Source organism: Acinetobacter defluvii, assembly GCF_001704615.3.
Lineage (GTDB): Bacteria > Pseudomonadota > Gammaproteobacteria > Pseudomonadales > Moraxellaceae > Acinetobacter > Acinetobacter defluvii.
On sequence record NZ_CP029396.2, the window covers coordinates 226,048 to 244,912 of the forward strand.

At 35.5% G+C, this 18,865-nt stretch carries 11 protein-coding genes and 1 pseudogene; 6 read left to right on the forward strand and 6 right to left on the reverse strand.

Annotated features, from left to right (window positions below; genetic code table 11):
• Window positions 1-413: 413 nt before the first annotated feature.
• Entirely contained in the window at window positions 414-5,639 is a 5,226-nt protein-coding gene (locus tag DJ533_RS01785) for an AAA domain-containing protein (RefSeq protein ID WP_005005740.1), read from the forward strand.
• 3 nt (window positions 5,640-5,642) lie between these two features.
• A complete protein-coding gene (locus DJ533_RS01790; RefSeq protein ID WP_005005738.1) occupies window positions 5,643-7,019 on the forward strand; it encodes a hypothetical protein in 1,377 nt (458 codons plus the stop codon).
• 145 nt (window positions 7,020-7,164) lie between these two features.
• Here DJ533_RS01790 and DJ533_RS01795 read toward each other — a convergent pair.
• Window positions 7,165-8,087, reverse strand: a pseudogene (locus DJ533_RS01795) (IS5 family transposase).
• A 145-nt stretch (window positions 8,088-8,232) separates the two neighbouring features.
• Here DJ533_RS01795 and DJ533_RS01800 point away from each other — a divergent pair.
• On the forward strand, window positions 8,233-8,559 hold the full coding sequence (locus tag DJ533_RS01800) for a hypothetical protein (protein ID WP_005028412.1): 327 nt from the start codon (window positions 8,233-8,235) through the stop codon (window positions 8,557-8,559).
• A gap of 146 nt (window positions 8,560-8,705) precedes the next feature.
• Here DJ533_RS01800 and DJ533_RS01805 read toward each other — a convergent pair whose 3' ends face one another.
• Together DJ533_RS01805 and DJ533_RS01810 are read right to left on the reverse strand one after the other, a co-directional pair.
• Entirely contained in the window at window positions 8,706-10,331 is a 1,626-nt protein-coding gene (locus DJ533_RS01805; RefSeq protein WP_005006366.1) for an SAVED domain-containing protein, read from the reverse strand.
• 2 nt (window positions 10,332-10,333) lie between these two features.
• Window positions 10,334-10,636 (reverse strand): Mov34/MPN/PAD-1 family protein, encoded by a 303-nt coding sequence (locus DJ533_RS01810; protein WP_323809360.1) that lies wholly within the window; start codon window positions 10,634-10,636, stop codon window positions 10,334-10,336.
• 138 nt (window positions 10,637-10,774) lie between these two features.
• On the opposite strand from DJ533_RS01810, the gene DJ533_RS01815 reads away from it, so the two are divergent.
• A protein-coding gene (locus DJ533_RS01815; RefSeq protein WP_089024817.1) for an IS3 family transposase occupies window positions 10,775-11,904 on the forward strand; the annotation gives its coding sequence in 2 pieces (ribosomal slippage) (window positions 10,775-11,027 and window positions 11,027-11,904; 1,131 coding nt in all).
• Between the two features lie 206 nt (window positions 11,905-12,110).
• Here DJ533_RS01815 and DJ533_RS01825 read toward each other — a convergent pair.
• Entirely contained in the window at window positions 12,111-13,769 is a 1,659-nt protein-coding gene (locus DJ533_RS01825) for a ThiF family adenylyltransferase (protein WP_005006360.1), read from the reverse strand.
• A gap of 9 nt (window positions 13,770-13,778) precedes the next feature.
• The gene (locus DJ533_RS01830) at window positions 13,779-14,792 is read right to left on the reverse strand and encodes a nucleotidyltransferase domain-containing protein (protein ID WP_005006358.1); all 1,014 of its coding nucleotides are present in this window, start codon (window positions 14,790-14,792) and stop codon (window positions 13,779-13,781) included.
• A gap of 239 nt (window positions 14,793-15,031) precedes the next feature.
• On the opposite strand from DJ533_RS01830, the gene DJ533_RS01835 reads away from it, so the two are divergent.
• A complete protein-coding gene (locus tag DJ533_RS01835; RefSeq protein ID WP_001067790.1) occupies window positions 15,032-15,736 on the forward strand; it encodes an IS6-like element IS1008 family transposase in 705 nt (234 codons plus the stop codon).
• 286 nt (window positions 15,737-16,022) lie between these two features.
• On the opposite strand, the gene blaMCA is transcribed toward DJ533_RS01835, so the two are convergent.
• Window positions 16,023-17,195 (reverse strand): MCA family class C beta-lactamase, encoded by a 1,173-nt coding sequence (gene blaMCA / locus DJ533_RS01845; protein WP_079863305.1) that lies wholly within the window; start codon window positions 17,193-17,195, stop codon window positions 16,023-16,025.
• A 252-nt stretch (window positions 17,196-17,447) separates the two neighbouring features.
• On the opposite strand from blaMCA, the gene DJ533_RS01855 reads away from it, so the two are divergent.
• Window positions 17,448-18,773, forward strand: coding sequence for an ISNCY family transposase (locus DJ533_RS01855; RefSeq protein ID WP_020846983.1), 1,326 nt, complete (start codon window positions 17,448-17,450; stop codon window positions 18,771-18,773).
• Window positions 18,774-18,865 lie beyond the last annotated feature (92 nt).

Below are 18,865 nucleotides of genomic sequence, written 5' to 3' on the forward strand. Positions count from 1 at the left end.
TAGTGATTAGAGATATGACCATTGTCATCAAATTTTAAGGAATTCCTTAAGTTTTTTTCTTATAATTCAATAAAATAATTTTGAATACTCAAAAATTAAATGTAATATAAGTCACATTATGAACCGTTAAGTGAAATACGTTTTGCTTAAACGAATGATTGAGTTAGATCATCTAAATGATGATCGTGCTAGAAGACTCAGGTTTTACACCAAAATATTTGGCAGACTTTATTTTAAATACAATCCTAAACTGAATATAAAAAACCTTCGGAGGGCTTATTTGGCCAAACTAACCATCAACCTGAAAAAACTAAATTCTTACGCTAAGTATTTTTTCTAAAAGACACCGTACATATAGCATTACTTTATGTTAATAAAAATTTAGCATCATTTTTGACGCTTATTTGTTGTATGTGCAAAAGCAAGACATTTTAAATAAAGAATCTTTTAATATGAAAGTTACATATCCAGAGACAGGTATATACGAGCACGAACTCAAAGCAATTGATAAGATTAAAAAGGTCTTTGATCGTGGCGAAAAAACTAAAAACTGGCGAGCATATGCTGGTTTTGAATTTATGCATAAAAATGGAAAAAAAGCAGTAGCGAAAGGTAGTTCTGAGAAATTTGAATATGATCTCCTAATTATTACTCATGCAAACATTTTGGTCATTGAATTCAAGGACTGGAACGGTAAGGAAATTACAAAAGTTGCAGGAAAATGGTACGTAGGTAATAAAGAGCAAGATTCATGCCCTGTAGCTAAAAATGTAAAAAAAATGCAAATTATAGTTAATAAACTAAAGGATAAAGTTTCAGAAAAGAAAGCTAAGGGCATTACATTTCATTACCAAAGTGTTTCTCACTTTGTTGTCATGTGTGGTAAAGCAGATTATTCGCGCCTGCCTCCAGAAGATTTAGAGCACATTCTTTCGATAGATGAGTTTATACAATTAGCTCAACAGAAGAATTTTAATAATATGTTCCGCAAGCATCTGGAACGTGATGGTCGCATATATGATATTAAAAAAGAATATCACGCCATTATTGATGAAATTTTTGCGCCTGACCAAATTCAACCACGCTCTTTGATTATTAATAATCATGAACGAGGTGACTTGATCTTACCGCATCCTAAAAAGATTTATAGCGAGTATAAAGCGCATTCATTGACCATCGTTGGTGAAAAATCTTTAATGCGTTGTTGGGATTTTAATGAATTCAAGTTGAGTAACTCAAGAATGAGTCAGCCTCAACATCGATTCAACTTGATCTGCAATGAGCGCCGGGTTTTCCAAAAAATTAAAACAGAAAAGCCTGATCTTTATCAAAGTTGTTTGCACCCGATTACAAACCCAAGTCTTGATGACATGACATCAAAATATAATGAGTTGTATGAGTTGCCTGAGAACAGCTATCGAGTCAACGAATTCATCGGCGCTTATGCTGAGAAAATGTCTGAATCTGAGAAATTGGATTTATTCCAGATTTTGCTTGGTAAATTTAATCACCTACATCAAATGGGAATTACTCATGGTGATGTGGGTGATCATAGTGTGTGGATCTCTTATAAAAAGGAGATATTGCTATCCAATTTTTCGGCAGCAAATGATCAAACACAGCCCTCGAAAATTGACCCTGAACTGGCTAACGAACTCCCATTTTTGAATACAACAGCTCATCTTCCGAATCTTGCGCTGACAGCTGCACAAAAGGATGTGTATTGGTTAGGGCAGTTAATCCTTCATATTTGGAAGAATGCTCGACTGAGCCCACGTTCATTGAAAAAATTTAGTCTTGAGGAGCGAGATCAGAACCACTGGTTAGAGCGTATTTTAACACGAGCTTTGACAGGGAAATATGATAATGCATGTGCAGTATTCCAAGATTTCTTAGCTCAAAAACCTGCTGAACAAGTTAGTTATGAACTTGATGCAGATGTACTGAATCCATATTTAAATCAGACAAATACCTATATCAGTTACCCGATATTTGGCGCGCCTATTGATGCTAACCAAAATTTTACACTCTATGCATCAGGCAACATGTTAGTCAAAACATGGATGGGTAAAGTTGCATCTGCAATGACAACTTATCAAAAGAGTTGTTTTAAGCGATTCTTTGAAGAACTTAAAATGACGCAGGCTCTCAATTTGCCATACCTTCCTAAGATTATTGATTTTGGTTTATCAACTAGCACAGCATGTGTGTATCTAGTAACTGAAATGGTAAAGGGTGAAGCTTGGTCAACGGTTATTGAGGGCTTAACTGAGGATGAAAAAAATGAACTTTCACTTCAGTTATTGCATTCTCTGAAAAAATTTCATGAGCATGGCTTTCAACATGGAAACTTGGATGATGAAAAGATTCTAGTAGATAAAACAAACTTGAAAGTTAGTTTTAATGATTGCTTCCATCCTGAAGTACCACAACCTGATTCTTCTAATGCTTATTTCCCATCTGATATTGAAGATCCAACAGTCATTCAGTGTGACAACTTTACTGCATTGAAATTAATCGCAGATCTATACGATATAGACTTGGCTGTGGATGATGTGGCTTCAATGGATCCTACTTTATCCTGGCTAAATACAGCCTTGAGCATAGAAGGAATGGAAGATCCAAGTGTACGCTATATTGATAATTCTCGCTTTATAGAGGCATTTGAATGTAAGGGTGCTATTGTAAAAGAAGCTCCTCAGATTAGTATTTATACAAGTAAGGTTGAGACGCCCTTTACGATTTATCCCGAAAACGGCAAAGTTTATATCCAACTTGAGGCAGCAAGTGAGGGGGATTTTCGATTTACACTTAGCGGAATCAATGGCATGTTAAAAGGGTTTTATAAGCCCCATGAAAATCAATTAAGTTTCCTTGATTTTGTCAAAAAACAAGACCTGTGGTGGAAGGCTAGTAGGGATGCAGATCTGACTATTGATGTTAGCATTGAAGTCCACCCGATATCTGGGATGAGTAAGCGTGACAACATTGTAGAGTTAAATGACTTCTTAGCAAAAGATCAAAACTTTAAGGATGCTATTGAACAGTTTAAGCAAGCACAGCTCAAAAGGACTCAAGAGAAAGAGGAAACATTACGGGCTCTGCGTGAACAAAAAGCATTACAAGAAGAGATAGGCGATGTTATAGCTACTGATGAGCTTATGGCACAGCCAATGAGTCATCTGCCTACACATAGCCACTTAATTGATATTGAAACGAAAGAGTTGTGGAAAAAAGTCATGGCGACTGAGCGTCATGCACATCCTACAATCACTCTGTCTGAGCCGTTAAAGATAGTTTCGAGCAAACATTTTAAAGATTCAAAGAGTGCTATTGCATACTATGACTCTGCAGAAGATGTTTCAGCTAAATTTTCAAAGACCGATAAAGTCGATGTAATGTGCACTAAAGAAACTGGGGCGGGAGGTGATTACACTTTCTGCATAGGTACGGTGAATATTGCGCAATCAAAAGTCGGAGAATTGTGGATCGATTTTTGTAAAAAAACAAATGAAGTTCCTGAAGAAGCAACACTGTTTCTACAAAGCAAGGCAGATAAGTCATCTAATCGGAAACGTGCAGATGCTCTGACAAATATTCTGAGTAATAAGGCTGTCATTGAAAATCTCGTAGATTACTTTGAACCATCATTAGTGATTGAAGCAAAAGATTATGAGATTGAAGTGCCTGATGAAGATCTAGATCACTATAACAAATACAAAAATGGGGAATTGGTTAAAGCCCTCAATCCATTACAACGTAAAGCGTTCCGTAATGTGCTTAAGTATGGACCTGTATCACTATTAAAGGGACCACCAGGAACCGGCAAAACTGAATTTATCTCTATACTGGCTCACTATCTCTATGATAAACAAAATGTATCTAACATCTTAATTGTTAGTCAGTCGCACGAAGCTGTAAATACAAGTGTTGAGCGTATACGTCAGCTATGCACAGAGTATGACACACCATTAAGTATTGCTCGAATAAGCAATAAAGAGAGTGCTGTGTCTCCTGAATTAAAAGATGTCTATACAGGCTCAATTATTACGAGCCAGATAGAGCTGTTTAAGTCTAATATTAAAGAAAGAGTGCTTGAGCTTGCAAAAGATTTATCACTTGAAGCTGAATACTTGAGCGATCTTTATGAAATCAGAGTCACTATTTTAAATAGTCTTAAATCTGCGTATCAGTCAATCGACCAAGATGATCTTGATCAAAAGTTTAGTTTCTCATTAGAAGAGTATACCCAGGCTTTCAAATCAGCAATGCATAAGCTGAAGAGCATGTTTGACGGAAATCAAGACTTTTGGGATCAACTGGAAGACTGTATCAATGATAAAGAGATAACAGTATTAAACCAGTTAAATAAGATCGACATGATTACGTTCGCAGCACTTAATCAATACTACGGGGTATCTAATGAGGAAGGACTTAAAGCGAAAGCCTTGATCAATATTGCCCTAGATTATGAACCATTAATTGAAAGCCAAAATGCTAATTATGAAAGTTTTCTGGTCAAAACAAGGCAATTAGTCTGTGGCACATGCGTTGGTGTTGGCCAACAAAGTATTGGAATCGCCAATCACGTATTTGATTGGGTGATTATTGATGAAGCAGCACGTTCAATCGCTTCAGAATTGGCAATTGCAATGCAGTCAGGTGCACGTATTTTATTAGTTGGGGATCAAGACCAACTTCCTCCACTATATTCGAGCGATCATATAAAGGCTTTAGCTAAGCAACTTAAGATATCAGATGATGATTTGGAAGATAAATTACAAAGCGACTTTGGCCGTATCTTTAATTCACATTATGGACTAAAGGCTAGTTCAGAACTCTTGTCACAGTACCGAATGAGTCCGAGCATCGGCGAATTAGTTTCAGACTGTTTTTATGAAGGAAAACTTGAAACTGAAGTTGTCGATTCTCGTGGTTTAAGTGATGAAGAGCTGAAAGAAATTAAGTTAAAGCGGATTGTGCCTGATAACTATGCATCCGACATCGTAATAGAATTGAATTCAACAGTTACTTGGGTGGATACTGGGAATGCTGAGCATTTCAAAATGGAGAAAGGTAGTAGTATTTATAACCCACATGAAATTAATGAAATTATCGATTTTCTTCAGCGGATTGACCAAGACAAACTCTTGTTAAATAAATTAGTGCCAGAGCCTGATTCCCTTAAAGAGCCTGCTATTGGTGTAATTTGTACCTATGCTGAGCAAAAAAACCGGTTAAGAAAAGCCTTCTCTTTGTGTGAAGTGTCAGATGCATTGAGATCAATTGTGCGTATTGATACGGTGGATAGTTATCAAGGTAAACAGAATAAGATCATCATTCTCTCAGTTACGCGAAATGATCCAACTAAGTTTCCTGCATTTTTGAAGTCACCAAATCGTGTGAACGTGGCTTTATCTCGCGCAATGGATCGTCTTGTAATCTTTGGTGCGTCAGAAATGTGGCAAGGAGTCAACAGTAACTTACCTTTAGGACGCGTATTAAATTACATCAAGTGCCGTGAAAATCAGACTTTAGAATATCGATATATTTCAAAACGCGCCATTGTCAAAATAGTACAAAACAATCCGCACATTAATAAAAATAGATCAAAAAAATATAGAAAGGCAGGGGTATAACTCATGGAAAATTCACTAAGAAGCTATCATGACGTAGATGTTACATTGCCATCACAACTATTCAATGTGGCATTTAGCTATACCACAACAGATACCTTAGATTTTATTGATTCTATGGTATTGCGCCTATTGGTAATTGCACCACTTTCTGCTGAAAAAATAGCGCGGTTCTTAGGGTTATCTAATCATGAAACAGATGTGCTATTAACTAAATTATTAAAACAAATGCAGATAAAACATCTTGAAGATGATCGATTTGCTCTGACTCAGCGACTTGAGAAAGCATTCTCGGATGTTTGTGCAATTCCTTATGTAAATAAGATTGAGGACAATATTCAAAAGATGAGTTTTGAGATGATTGGCTTGAATCCTGAGCCAGTTAATCCCAACGCATCTGACAATGGGGCAAATTCAATTAAATTAGATGCTTCTAACCAATACCTTTCAAATGGTGAGTCTTTGGTTAGTAAGGAGTTTCAGAAAAATTTTCGATTTTATTTCAGCCAAGGATTAGTTAAGTTGAATCCATCAGTGGATGAAAAGAAGCTGCAACTGTATAAAATGAGCCAAGTGGAAAAATTGCGAGACCATTCTCGTCGTTTTACATTACCATTGACGCTTGATGAGAATTATACACCTACAGAGATTAGTGATTTTAATCACATGGAAAATCTTAACAAAATCGAAGATTCTCTTTACGCTGCTCTTAGATCAGCTAAGAAGCCACAAAATATTGAGGATATTCTAAAGGTACTCCATGAATTAGATATGGAGGATACTTTTTCAGTTGAATCTATTTTTAGCGAGAATAAGCTTAATTTAGATCGCTTATTTAAGCTAGAACACAAATCCAATGAATACTTTATCGGGCCAATATATTCTAAGGAAAATTCAGACCTGTTTTTCAAAACAATCAAACAATATCAAGACCAGAATAATGATGATAAACAGCTGTATTGGTTAGCTCCATCAGATGAATTTTGGGGTAAGTCAGATAGATTTAGTGATTTTATTGATCGTTTATCGACAACCACAATTACCAAAAACTTTAAATGCTTCTTACCAGTGGCATACAGAAATGATAAACAATCAATCGCAAGTTATAAAAAACTAATCACAGCTGAGGCAGGAGCCAAGCACTTTCTAACGTTTAAGGAAAGTAGTGTAGTTTTTGACGGTAATTTTGAGCTTTTGGTTATGAAAGACTCTTTTTGTGTTTTGATTATTCACGTTAGTGATTCATCCACAAATATTTTAACAACAGTGCCTGTGGGTATTATTGTCAAAAATAAGGCTATTGCCCAATCGTTTTATAAGTTTTTTGAAGACTTAGAGAACGATGGAGAGAACTTCTTTGGTTTATTAAATTCTAAAAAATAGAATAATCATCTTAAAAAGCTAGCAGATTTGCTAGCTTTTTTAAACTCAAATTAGAGTGGCAACAATCCAGACCAGACATTTCTACTTTGAAGTGGCTTTGTTGCACAAAGATTTGAAATGCAAAGCGCCCCTAATTGAGCCAAATTTAAGGCGTAACTTGGGTAAGTGGTCGACCTAATTCCGTAAATCTGTTAAGGACTGCTACACGTGCATGGATCTCATTCACTTGGCTATCAAAACTCCTTGCACTGAGTTTATCTCCTAATAATTTGATGCAATGCATCTTAGTTTCAACCAAACTTCGCCGATGATAGCCTGACCATTTTTTCCATAGTGTCCTGCCTAAACGTTTAATTGTTCGAAGTAATTCATTTCGCTCTAGCGAGCTACTCTTTGTATCTTTCCATTTTTTCTAGGTGGAATCACCGCATGCGCTTGCCGATCTGCAATGACCTGACGGCATTGCTTGGTGTCATAAGCCCCATCGGTATAAACAGAGTCAATCCGCTCATCTTGTGGAATCTGATTAAGTAAATCACCAAGCACCTGTGAATCACTGACATTATTGGTTGTAAGCTGAACTGCTCGTATTTGTAGGGTTTTAGCATCTATACCAATATGAAGTTTACGCCATTGGCGACGATATTCAGGTCCATGTTTCTTGCGTTTCCATTCGCCCTCACCTAGAAACTTCATGCCTGTAGAGTCCATGAGTAGATGCAGCCCATCGCTACTTTTTTGGTAACTGATTACAATATCAATATGCTTTTGTCTTCTACAAAGCGTGGTGTAATCTGGAGCTATCCAATTTAATCCGCAAAGTTTAATCAGACTTTGCACAAAGCCAGTGACCATACGTAAAGACAGACGGAATAAGGATTTAATCATTAAGCAGCATTGGATGGCTGCGTCGGAGTAGATTTGATTTCGCCCTTGTTTGCCTTTTGATGGAGCATATCATTGCGTAGCAGGATCAAACCAAATGGCAATATTTCCTCGACTCATGAGTGCTCGGTTATATGCGGGCCAATTGGTTGTGCGGTAGATTTTGTGTGTAGGCTTCTTCATTTGAAAATTATATCGCTGAAAAACCCTTTACAGATAGGTTTGTGCAACAAAGCCATTCAGAATTGAAATAGAAAAATTTAAAAATAAATAACTTGGAAATAGATTTTATGATAAAATTCAATCAGCTATATTAATTTCTACACTTATGTCTGCACTACAAAAAATTAATGAAGATATGATAGTGAATCTTCCTAAGGGTGATTTACACGTTCATTTAAATGGAGCTATTCCAACAAATTTAGTTAAGGAATTATTAGCAAAAAATACAAATGGAATTCCCTCAAATTTTGATATTAATAAAGATTTAAATATTCTCGAACCACAAAAAAATCTGCAAGATTATTTAAAACCATGGAAAGTCTTAAATTTAATACCTAGATCGCAGAGTGATTTAAATAAAATAGTATTACAAACATTTTTTAGTTTAAAACGGCTTTGTTGTATAAACATTCTTCAAGATACTGATTTTTAAGGATTTGTTTAAATTTTAATCCAAAAATAAATTAAACAAAATCATAGTCTTAGATATTTATGCAACAAAGCCCCATTAGAGCTAAACTCCATTTACTAATGTCATATTTAAATCTAATGGTATGAAAGTACTATCAAATATACTGTTTAAATTACAGCGATTTCATTCTTGCTTCCATTATTTCGAATTTGAAGTCTTGGAACCATTGAATTATTTAAGTAATCATAAATAACCATTTCAGGATGATGCAGATCAAATGCTTGTCCAAACCATATACAAGCAGCATTGGATGCACATGGTAAGACATGAATTTTGGTAATTCCTTTATCTGTTAGACTATGAAATAACGCATGAATATCTTGCATGAAACTTAGTCCTCGTTCAGGATTTCTTATTGCTCCATTCCCCATATATTCTGGTTTAGCAGTAATATTAATTACCGGATGTCCTAATTCAACAGCCTTATTTTTAGAGGTTTCTGGATCAGCAGTGAGATTCAATCTAATAGTAATTTCAGTACAATCTTCTATTTCACTGAAATTATTAATTTCATACGCTTTGGTTGTACATATAAGATCAGGCCACATCCAACAACTTCCATCCCTATACATAAGCATAGGTATAAATTTCCCTTTATTTCCTAATTTACTTCCTAATGCTATTAGGCATGGCATAGGGCCGAAGCCAAAAATAGCTACTCTCTTATCATCAAATTTAGTTTCCCTAAGTAATTGTTCTGTTTGAACTTCAAATTCTTCTAAAAAATACTTTTTATAGAACTCATCAGCTGAAGCTCTTAAATGAGCTGGTAATGGTTCATGAATTAGTGTCTTATCTTTATGCAAAATAGATTTTAATGGGAGAAGGCAGCTTGCAATATCACGTCGTGAAGGAGACTGAGGAATATTGCGATTCACGGGCCAGAAAAATAAATACACTGGCATAGGAGTAAAGCTTAAAGAATCTAATAAATCTTCGCATTGTGCTGTGAAATTACTTCTCATTTGCGAGAGTCTTGAAGCTGTATATTCTGCGCCAGCAACTTTATCAATTAACCTATGATGTTTTTCACATAATAATAAAATATTCGTTGGATCATCTGATAGTTGATATGAGAAGAAGGGGATACCGCGAGTAGAATTTTCTGATGCTGCAACATTATGAGCTAAAACGCCATATGTACCTTCAAATCCAGTTATTTCATCTATGTTTAATTTTGCACCACATCCTTTAAACATACATCGGCCATGACTTGAGAGATAAATCTGGTTTTTATCTTTTTCAGATAAATCGTTACCCCTACCTGTAAGATGCTCAAAATCAAAAATTCTTTTTATGAAATATTCTAATTGGTTTACAGGGTTTGGTTTTTGTTTAGGAATCTTTCTAGGAACAAAATCTACATCTTTAACTTCGCTCTCTTGAGAGGAGGTTAAATTCCATGTTTCTTTTAACTTTTCAAAATCATGTAGAGTGTGGGCATCAATTATGTGACCTTGAAGAAAGCGTGCATAAATGGAAATTTTTTTGGCAAGCAATCTTCGGACAAAAGTTAAAGTATCATCATAATTGAGAATTATACGGAAAAAACTTTCAGGGCTTTTATTTTTCAATAAGACAAAAATTATATTTTTACGTTCTTCATCAACTAATACACCTAATGAATCTATACAAATATGCTTTAAAATTTCTTCTATATATTTATTTGCATTTGATAAATCATCTATTGCTGATAAAGAAGTCTGTAAACTTAGGGATGGGTCTAGTTGCATTTTCAATTTAACTCAATATAACCTAACAGTTTGATTTTAAAATTTTTTCTACCAATCCAGATTCCAGTTTTTACTCTTCCGATTATTAAATATAAAACTGGGTCATTAAGATTGGTAATGCCATTTAGAACAGTATCTATATCCCTTAAATCGGTTGGAGAGGGTGTTGGTACATCTTCAGGATGTGTATGCCATAGGCCTTGAAAATTATAGAATTTTTTAGATTCGTTCCAAGCTTGTATTAAAGCATATTGGTGGGACTTTGACCTAAAGAAAGACATACGTGTTTGACAGTCTCCTTCCATAGGAGAGGTAAAGCTTTCAATGATTTTAGCTTTAGTTTCTATGTCTGTTCTGATGTGGTTCTAGGATTTTAGACCACGCCTATAAGTGATAATCTACTCCCCAATAAGCATGGGAAATGCTTGTTTTTGGAGTCAACCATGACACGAAGAAAACGTCGTAATCATTCAGCAGAGTTTAAAGTTAAAGTTGCTCTCGCAGCAATTAAAGGCGACCACACACTCGCTGAACTTTCTACTCAATTCGATTTACATCAAAACCAAATCATCGATTGGAAAAATCAACTGCTTGAGCAATCAATCAATATTTTTTCACGACCAACAGCACAACAAGAACCTGAGATTGACCTCAAAGCTCTACATGCCAAGATAGGACATCAGGCATTGCAAATTGATTTTTTAGAAGGTGCGCTCAGAAAAATAGGGCAGCTGAGCGGCAAAAAATGATCGATAAGACCCATCAACTTTCGGTACGACAACAATCGCAATTGATTCAAATCAATCGCAGTACGTTGTATTACAAGCCCAAAGAGATTTCATCAACTGATTTGAGTTTGATGCGTCTAATCGATGAAATTCATCTCGACTACCCATTTATGGGCAGTCGAATGATACGAGATATGCTACAGCGTCAAGGACATAAAATAGGTCGGCGTAAAGTCCGACGTTTAATGCGCTTGATGGGAATACATGCCTTGTATCCAAAACCCAATACCAGTAAGCCTAATCTTGCACACCGTATTTTCCCATATCTGTTGAAAAACATGGTCATCGATCACTCTAATCAAGTCTGGTGTACAGATATCACGTACATTCCTATGGCTAAAGGCTTTGTCTATCTGTGTGCAATTATAGATTGGCATAGTCGTAAAGTACTGGCTCATCGTGTATCGATCAGTATGGAAACAGACTTTTGCATAGATGCGTTGCAAGAAGCAATTGTGAAATATGGTTGTCCAGAGGTGTTTAATACAGACCAAGGCAGTCAATTCACAAGCGAGGCATTTTTGAATGAGTTAAAATTGCGAAATATCCGTATCAGTATGGATGGGAAAGGACGATGGATGGATAATGTAATGATTGAGCGTTTATGGCGCAGTGTGAAGCATGAGGAAGTCTATTTGAAGGCTTACGATACGGTTAAACAAGCAAAACAATCAATTGCTGAATATTTGGATTTTTATAACACGATACGTCCTCATTCAAGCTTGAATAAGGCAACACCAAATGAATTTTATGATCGACATTTACCAAAAGTAATGGCAGCATAATTTAAATATTTAGAGCGGATTTATCACTTATAAAACTAGATTGAGTGGTCTAATTAACGGAACCACATCAGTTCTTCCAATTAGAATGCCACCCGATTCTGGAGAATCTGATTCTAATTGTATAAATTGCTTTAAACTCTTTAAAACATTTGCTTGAATAATAAAGACTTGGCCTGTAGGTGTGTCACATTTAATCCTCCCTTGAGTTATGTATTGCAACATGGGCATACTTCTTTATAAATTTCTTTTAAATTCAATATATTAATTCCATTTGAATTATTTACTGAATTATAAAAAGGGGTAGTAATTATTCCATTTTTATTTGCATTCTGATTGTCGCCAGAAATAGAAACAAATCCTAATTGTTGATTCAGGACATATTCAGAAATATAGCTTGCTAGCTTCATGCAATTTAAAGAAGAGAAGGGGGTAAATGCACCAGCACACCCTGTAATATTTTTAGCAATTAGCTGTCCAGATTGTACATATTTATACATAGGGGTAAGACTTTTATTTGATTTTTCATCAAAATATAAGCAGTTTAAACATCCTACATGTTTATTATTGAAAGAAATAAAATGTCCACCTAAATCATAAGGTTCTAACCAGCCTATTATTACTTGAATGTTTGCACTTATTTCATAAATAGTTTTTACGAGAGAAATCTCAGTAGGAGTATGGCCAATTGCTATGATGATAGTATCAATATCTTCAGTAATTTTTGATTTTATCCAGCTTTCACCATGGCTTACGAATGGAAAAATAGTTAATCCGGGCCTTTCTATTAAAAACTTATTAGCTAAAGAAGTAGATTTATAGGTATTAACATACTGCAAACCTAAAGAATGACGATAAATATTATCTGTTTTTAAAAGCTCTGGATCTATGAAAGAAAATTTATTTACGCCTGTTTGAGCTAATATCTCTGCAATCTTTGAGCCTAAAGCCCCACATCCGATAATCGCTATATGTCTTGTTTTTTTCTCTTGCCCCGTTCTATTTAATAAATAATCTATCCACGCTCTTTGTGTTAAAGAGACTTTAAAGCCTTTGAAGGATACTTTTTCTTTGAAAGAATACCAAATGGCATAATAAAAAATCACATAAGCAAATCCATGTTCATTTGGAATTCCCACTAGGGCATAATGATTGCCTTGTTTTAACAAAGATCGTTTGTTCTCATTAGAGAGGGTATTAACAATTTTTAGAAAATAGTCCTCATTAAAATAATCTCCTATATCTGGTATGGGGAAAACAGAAGCATCTTCTAATAATATCTTATGAATTTTTACTTTTGTGAGCTGGTTGTGGTTTATGTAAGAACTATCGCCATCATCAATATGCTCTAATATTTGATGATTCCCTTTTGATGATTTTCTTAACCAACCATATAAATTAAATGTAGAAGTAGGGTCGCAATGTAATATTACATCCTCATTTATATTTTGAGTGCTGCCTAAATATCCTTCTAGTTCGTTATACAAGCTTACTCGGTTGTTTAATTGAAAATTAATAAAAGATTGCTTGAGTATATCTATAGCCCTTTCAAAGAATTCAGTAATAAGTTCTTTATGTCTATAGCCTTCAAAGTTTTCACCTTGATGATCCGTAGTACAAATTTCCCCACTTTGACTCACATGATCTAAGGCAGACATTGGTCGTGTCAATATTCTAAAAATGGGAGGTATCGTCCAATTAGCTCTATTTTGAAAAATTAGACCAAGGCAAACCTGTTGTGTATTAATGAGAAAATCAAATTTTAGATTAACCCAATCCTTAGTAATAGAAGTGACATGGATATTTTGAGCTCCATGTTCACTTAATAGCTTTTCAATATTGTCTAACTTTGGGTTATCAAAAAACATTGAGTTTTCCTAAGCAGATTTTCCTTCTTGAGTGTAATAAGTTTGTACTACTGGTTCGGACACTTCTTGTATTTCAGGGATAGGGAATTGTCTTCCAAAAGTTTTATTTAAAATTTTGCAAGCTTCTACTGTATCAGTTTCCTCATTTACAGCTTCTAAAGATGATTTTAAATCTTCAAGTTTTGATTTTAAGTGCTCCATTTGTTTTCGGGTCAATTTTTCGAGTAAGTCTACACCTTGATGTGCAGGTAAATTAATTACGAGTCTGAAGTAATACTCGTTATTTTCTGGATCAATGCTAAAGGTAGTGAATTGATCTAATACATTATTTACTATAGAAAGTAATACCTTATTATCATTCTCATAATCTTCAGCTGTTATATGCTCATATACAGCTGTAGTGATAGCAATACTCTTAAAAAAATCTAGACCTTTCTCATTTCGCCATTGTTTCAAGTAGCGAGTACATCGTCTAAACTGATGACGTAAATCTGAATCATCTTCAAATTTTCCCAAAATTGTATCGGTAAGTTCAGTAGGATTTGAAATATCCCAAGTCTTAAGGTCTTCAGAGGAGAATTCCTTACCTCGAGCTAGATACATATTGCCTTTGTCGTCTTCAGCGTAGATGGGCAGATCTACATGATAATCGGGACTACCATTTTTGAGATAAGTGACAGTTACGCAAGGTCGTTTGATCGTTACAGTTCTATTTGAATGAGTTAAAGCATCTCTAACAATTTTTTTAATTTCTACTGAGCCATATTCCTCTTTGTCACAATCTAATAAAACTCCTACATCAATATCATAATCTCCATTCTTAGGCTTAATCCCTGTGCCCAAGGCATAACTACCTTGATTAAAGTATTCAACAAATTGAGGACCATTTGGATCCTTTTTGAGTTCATCTTTTAAGGTGCTAATCAAAAGGTCACGTTTTTCACGTAATGTACTTTCTTCGTCATAACGACCTAATCGAATATTTGTGTGGAACTTAGCATAGTGTTTTTGTGGATTCGCCATATTGTTGTATTCCTGTAGTGCTTTTGTTGTTATGGGGATCTCCTATATTAAATACAAGTTAAGACATTAAAAAAAATAGAATTTTTAAAGGGAAAATTTAATCAAAAAATATTTAAACAAACGATGAGATGTATCAATCTCCAATTTTTAGCATTCCTTCCCAACTAAAATAGTTTGGCACTGTTGCAAATAGGCTGACATGATAAGCTAAATATCTTATTTATTTCGAGATACAGCAGATGAATCCCTTCCATGGTCGGCACTTTCAAGGTGAAATCATTCTTTGGGCTGTTCGTTGGTATTGTAAATATGGCATCAGCTATCGTGAACTTCAAGAAATGCTCGCTGAACGAGGTGTGAATGTTGACCACACCACAATTTATCGTTGGGTTCAGCGTTATGCTCCAGAAATGGAAAAACGCTTACGCTGGTATTGGCGTAATCCTACAGATTTACATTCATGGCATATGGATGAGACTTATATCAAAGTGAAGGGGCGATGGACTTACCTGTATCGTGCAGTTGATCAACGTGGTCATACGATTGACTTTTACCTTTCCGCTAGACGGAACAGTAAATCAGCCTATTGTTTTTTAGGAAAGATCTTCAATACGGTGAAAAAATGGCAAATTCCACGGGTCATCAATACAGATAAAGCAGCGACCTATGGCCATGCTTTATCACGGTTAAAGCGAGAAGGAAAATGTCCAGTAGATATTGAGCACAGGCAGATTAAGTATAAAAATAATGTCATTGAATGTGATCATGGTAAGTTAAAGCGGATCATCAGGGCCACATTAGGATTCAAATCTATGAAGACGGCTTATGCCACAATTAAAGGTATTGAAGTCATGCGTGCACTACGTAAAGGACAAGCATCGTCATTTTATTATGGTCAGCCTCAAGGTGAAGTGTGTCTAATCAACAGGGTTTTCGGTCTCTAAGCACTTTTAAAAAGGAACTTCATCGACTCAAATCTCTATTTGCAACAGTGCCCGGTATACCGATATTTACAAGTTAGTGAATAGCTTATTGGGATTAGCAACTAAATTTAGTTTAACTTATAAAAATCATGAAACACTGTTCGAATTTTAAGCGTGGAACGTGAAAAATCACAAAAAAAGCCCACCTTGGGGAAGGTGGGCTATCAACTAGAAACTACAGCATTGATTTCTAAGTGGAATTATAACGCATTTCGTATAAGGTGTATTATGTTAATTTTAGAGAAAGTTAATTATCTTTCAATGTCTCAAAAACATTATATGAAGCCTTAATACGATCTACATTTGGTATCTTTTTATTCATTAACATAACCAATCCAAATCCTTCTTCTGGAATAAATAAAACATACGCCCCAAAGCCATTAGTCGAACCTGTTTTATGAAAAACTTTAGATTTTGGTTGCGATAATTCTTTTACAACAGGATTTGAGCCCAATAAGATTTGTTTTGAATTACTAGCCTGTAGAATTTCAGAAGTAGTGGGATAAGAAAACATTTCCCATCCAAGTGCTTGTGTCATACCGCTATCAGAAACTTTAAAATATCCTTTGTGTGTATCCAGTATAGCTTTTTTCATAGCAGGGCTATTTGTATCTACATTAAGATTCGAATTTACAAACTTAAGCATATCTGGGAGTGTTGATTTAACGCCATATGCTTCATCCGACAATGGACCAGGATTAACTCGAATTGGCTTATTATTTTCATCATAACCAAAAGCATAGTTCGTTTTTTGTGCTTCTGGAACATTGACGTATGTATGTTTCAAATTAAGTTGAGGAAAAACAGTCTTCTCTAATAATGAAGAGAAAGGAACATTCATCGATTTTGCAGTTAGATACCCAAAAAGTCCTATACTTGGATTTGAGTATTCACGATAAGTACCAGGAGGATTCTTTACTTTCCAATTTTTGAAATACTCTAATATTTGCTTATCAGTTTTGATATTATCTGGAAATTGTAATGGCAAATTGCCACTTGTATAAGTTAATAACTCTAATAAATTTACCTTATCAATTTCTGAATTTTTTAAAGCAGGGACGTATTTACTAGGATGATCGTTGAACGATATTTTACCTTGATTATTGGCATATGTTCCTGAAATAGCAGTAAAAGTTTTACTTAAAGAACCTAACTCAAAAAGTGTCTGACTATTTACGCTTTCATTTGTATCTTTAGATCGGACACCATAATATTTTTCATAACTTTTACCGTTGTAAATTACGCCTATAGCCATACCAGCTACACCATACTCATCTATAAGTGGCTTAAATGATTGGGTAACAACTTTTTCAATATTTTTCTCATTTTGACTGACTTCACTTGCATTTAAATTCATACCAAAACCGATAACCATCGTAATGAAGCTTGCTTGAAAAAAATATTTTTGATTAAAAAACATTAGGTTAAATTTCTTTAAAAAAGATGGCACATATAATCTCATATACTAAATAACATATGTATTAATTTTTGTTAAATAACTTCTTATATAAAAATCATCTAGCCCAACAGCTATTTAACATAATGGCTGTTATACGAAACGAGAGTGTAACTCCAAAATAGAAATGTCCGGTTTCTCCAAAGTAAAAATGTCCGCTTTTAGAATATGCACTTTTGCAATTTTCTTAGCGGACGGTTTGATATGTTGGTGTCTATGTCGGATAAAGAACTTAAACGATTGTCGGTCTTGCAAGAAATCTGTGATCAACGCATAACCCAGTCCCAAGCTGCTCAGCTACTTCATATTTCAGAACGTCAGATCAGACGTTTATTGCAAAAATACAAAGCTCAAGGCCCAGCTGCATTAGCACATGCTGCACGTGGCCAAATCAGCAATTCCAGGCTTCCTGAAGAGCTCAGACTCAAGTGCCTCAATATTGTTTCGGATCAACTGCATGGTTTCGGACCCACTTTAGCGCATGAAAAGCTCACCACTGTTCATGGATTCGATATTTCAGTGGAAACACTGCGTTCCTGGATGATTGCAGCCGATCTGTGGATTCCTCGCGCCAAGCGCCTGAAACGCCCGTATCAGCCTCGTTATAACCGAGATTGTTATGGTGAACTGATTCAAATCGATGGCTCACACCATGACTGGTTTGAAGGACGCGCTGCTAAGTGCTGTCTGCTGGTATTTATCGATGATGCCACAGGAAAATTACAGCATTTACGTTTCTGTGAGTCGGAATCAGCATTTGACTATATGATTTCAACACGTTTGTATGTTGAGCAGCATGGTAAGCCGTTGGCGTTTTACAGTGATAAACATTCAGTCTTCAGGGTGAATCAAAGCAGCAAGAAAGACACCAAGATTACCCAGTTTGGACGCGTACTCAGTACCCTCAATATCGATATCATCTTCGCCAATTCACCACAAGCCAAAGGCCGTGTAGAACGGGCGAATAGAACGCTTCAGGACCGTCTGATTAAAGAAATGCGCCTGGAAGGCATCTGTTCGATTGAGCAAGCGAATGCCTGGCTGCCCTGCTTTATCGAGCAATTTAATCGTAAATTTGCCAATATGGCCTTTAATCCCAAGGATCTACACCGGACTGTCACTGAAACAGCCGAAGAATTAGATGATGTTTTTACCTGGCGTGAACCCCGCAGAGTCACGAACAGCCTGACGATTACTTATGATAAATGCGTATATTTACTGGAAAATACCGAAGAAAATAAAAGGTTGATCGGCAAGTATCTTGAGTTTCTGGAATACCCGGATGGCACGGTAGCCATTGAACATCAAGGAAGAAAAATCAATTACAGCATCTTCGATAAATTAAGTCAGCTCAACCAGCGAGAGGTTGTTGAGAATAAACGTTTAGGTGCTGTTCTCAATCATATTCAACAACAGCACGAAGAATTAGAACAGCAAAACAAACGCAATCGTTCTCAAAAGATGCCGAGCAGACGTGCACAGAAAACAGTAATCAAAGAACGAAATCTGAATCCTGTGCTTGACTTGGAAGTGTCTGTATAGGACATTTCTATTTGGTTATTAGGTAGGACATTTCTACTTAGGAATAACAGAGAGAGTGTTAGAACCCATTTAAAGTGTCTATATTCTCACCA

Excerpts from the sequence above, each read along its gene's own strand:
- DJ533_RS01790 (WP_005005738.1), top strand. The coding sequence starts at position 5,643 with ATGGAAAATTCACTAAGAAGCTATCATGACGTAGATGTTACATTGCCA.
- DJ533_RS01800 (WP_005028412.1), top strand. The coding sequence starts at position 8,233 with ATGTCTGCACTACAAAAAATTAATGAAGATATGATAGTGAATCTTCCT.
- DJ533_RS01805 (WP_005006366.1), bottom strand. The coding sequence starts at position 10,331 with ATGCAACTAGACCCATCCCTAAGTTTACAGACTTCTTTATCAGCAATA.
- DJ533_RS01810 (WP_323809360.1), bottom strand. The coding sequence starts at position 10,636 with ATGGAAGGAGACTGTCAAACACGTATGTCTTTCTTTAGGTCAAAGTCC.
- DJ533_RS01825 (WP_005006360.1), bottom strand. The coding sequence starts at position 13,769 with ATGTTTTTTGATAACCCAAAGTTAGACAATATTGAAAAGCTATTAAGT.
- DJ533_RS01830 (WP_005006358.1), bottom strand. The coding sequence starts at position 14,792 with ATGGCGAATCCACAAAAACACTATGCTAAGTTCCACACAAATATTCGA.
- DJ533_RS01835 (WP_001067790.1), top strand. The coding sequence starts at position 15,032 with ATGAATCCCTTCCATGGTCGGCACTTTCAAGGTGAAATCATTCTTTGG.
- blaMCA (WP_079863305.1), bottom strand. The coding sequence starts at position 17,195 with ATGTTTTTTAATCAAAAATATTTTTTTCAAGCAAGCTTCATTACGATG.
- DJ533_RS01855 (WP_020846983.1), top strand. The coding sequence starts at position 17,448 with ATGTCGGATAAAGAACTTAAACGATTGTCGGTCTTGCAAGAAATCTGT.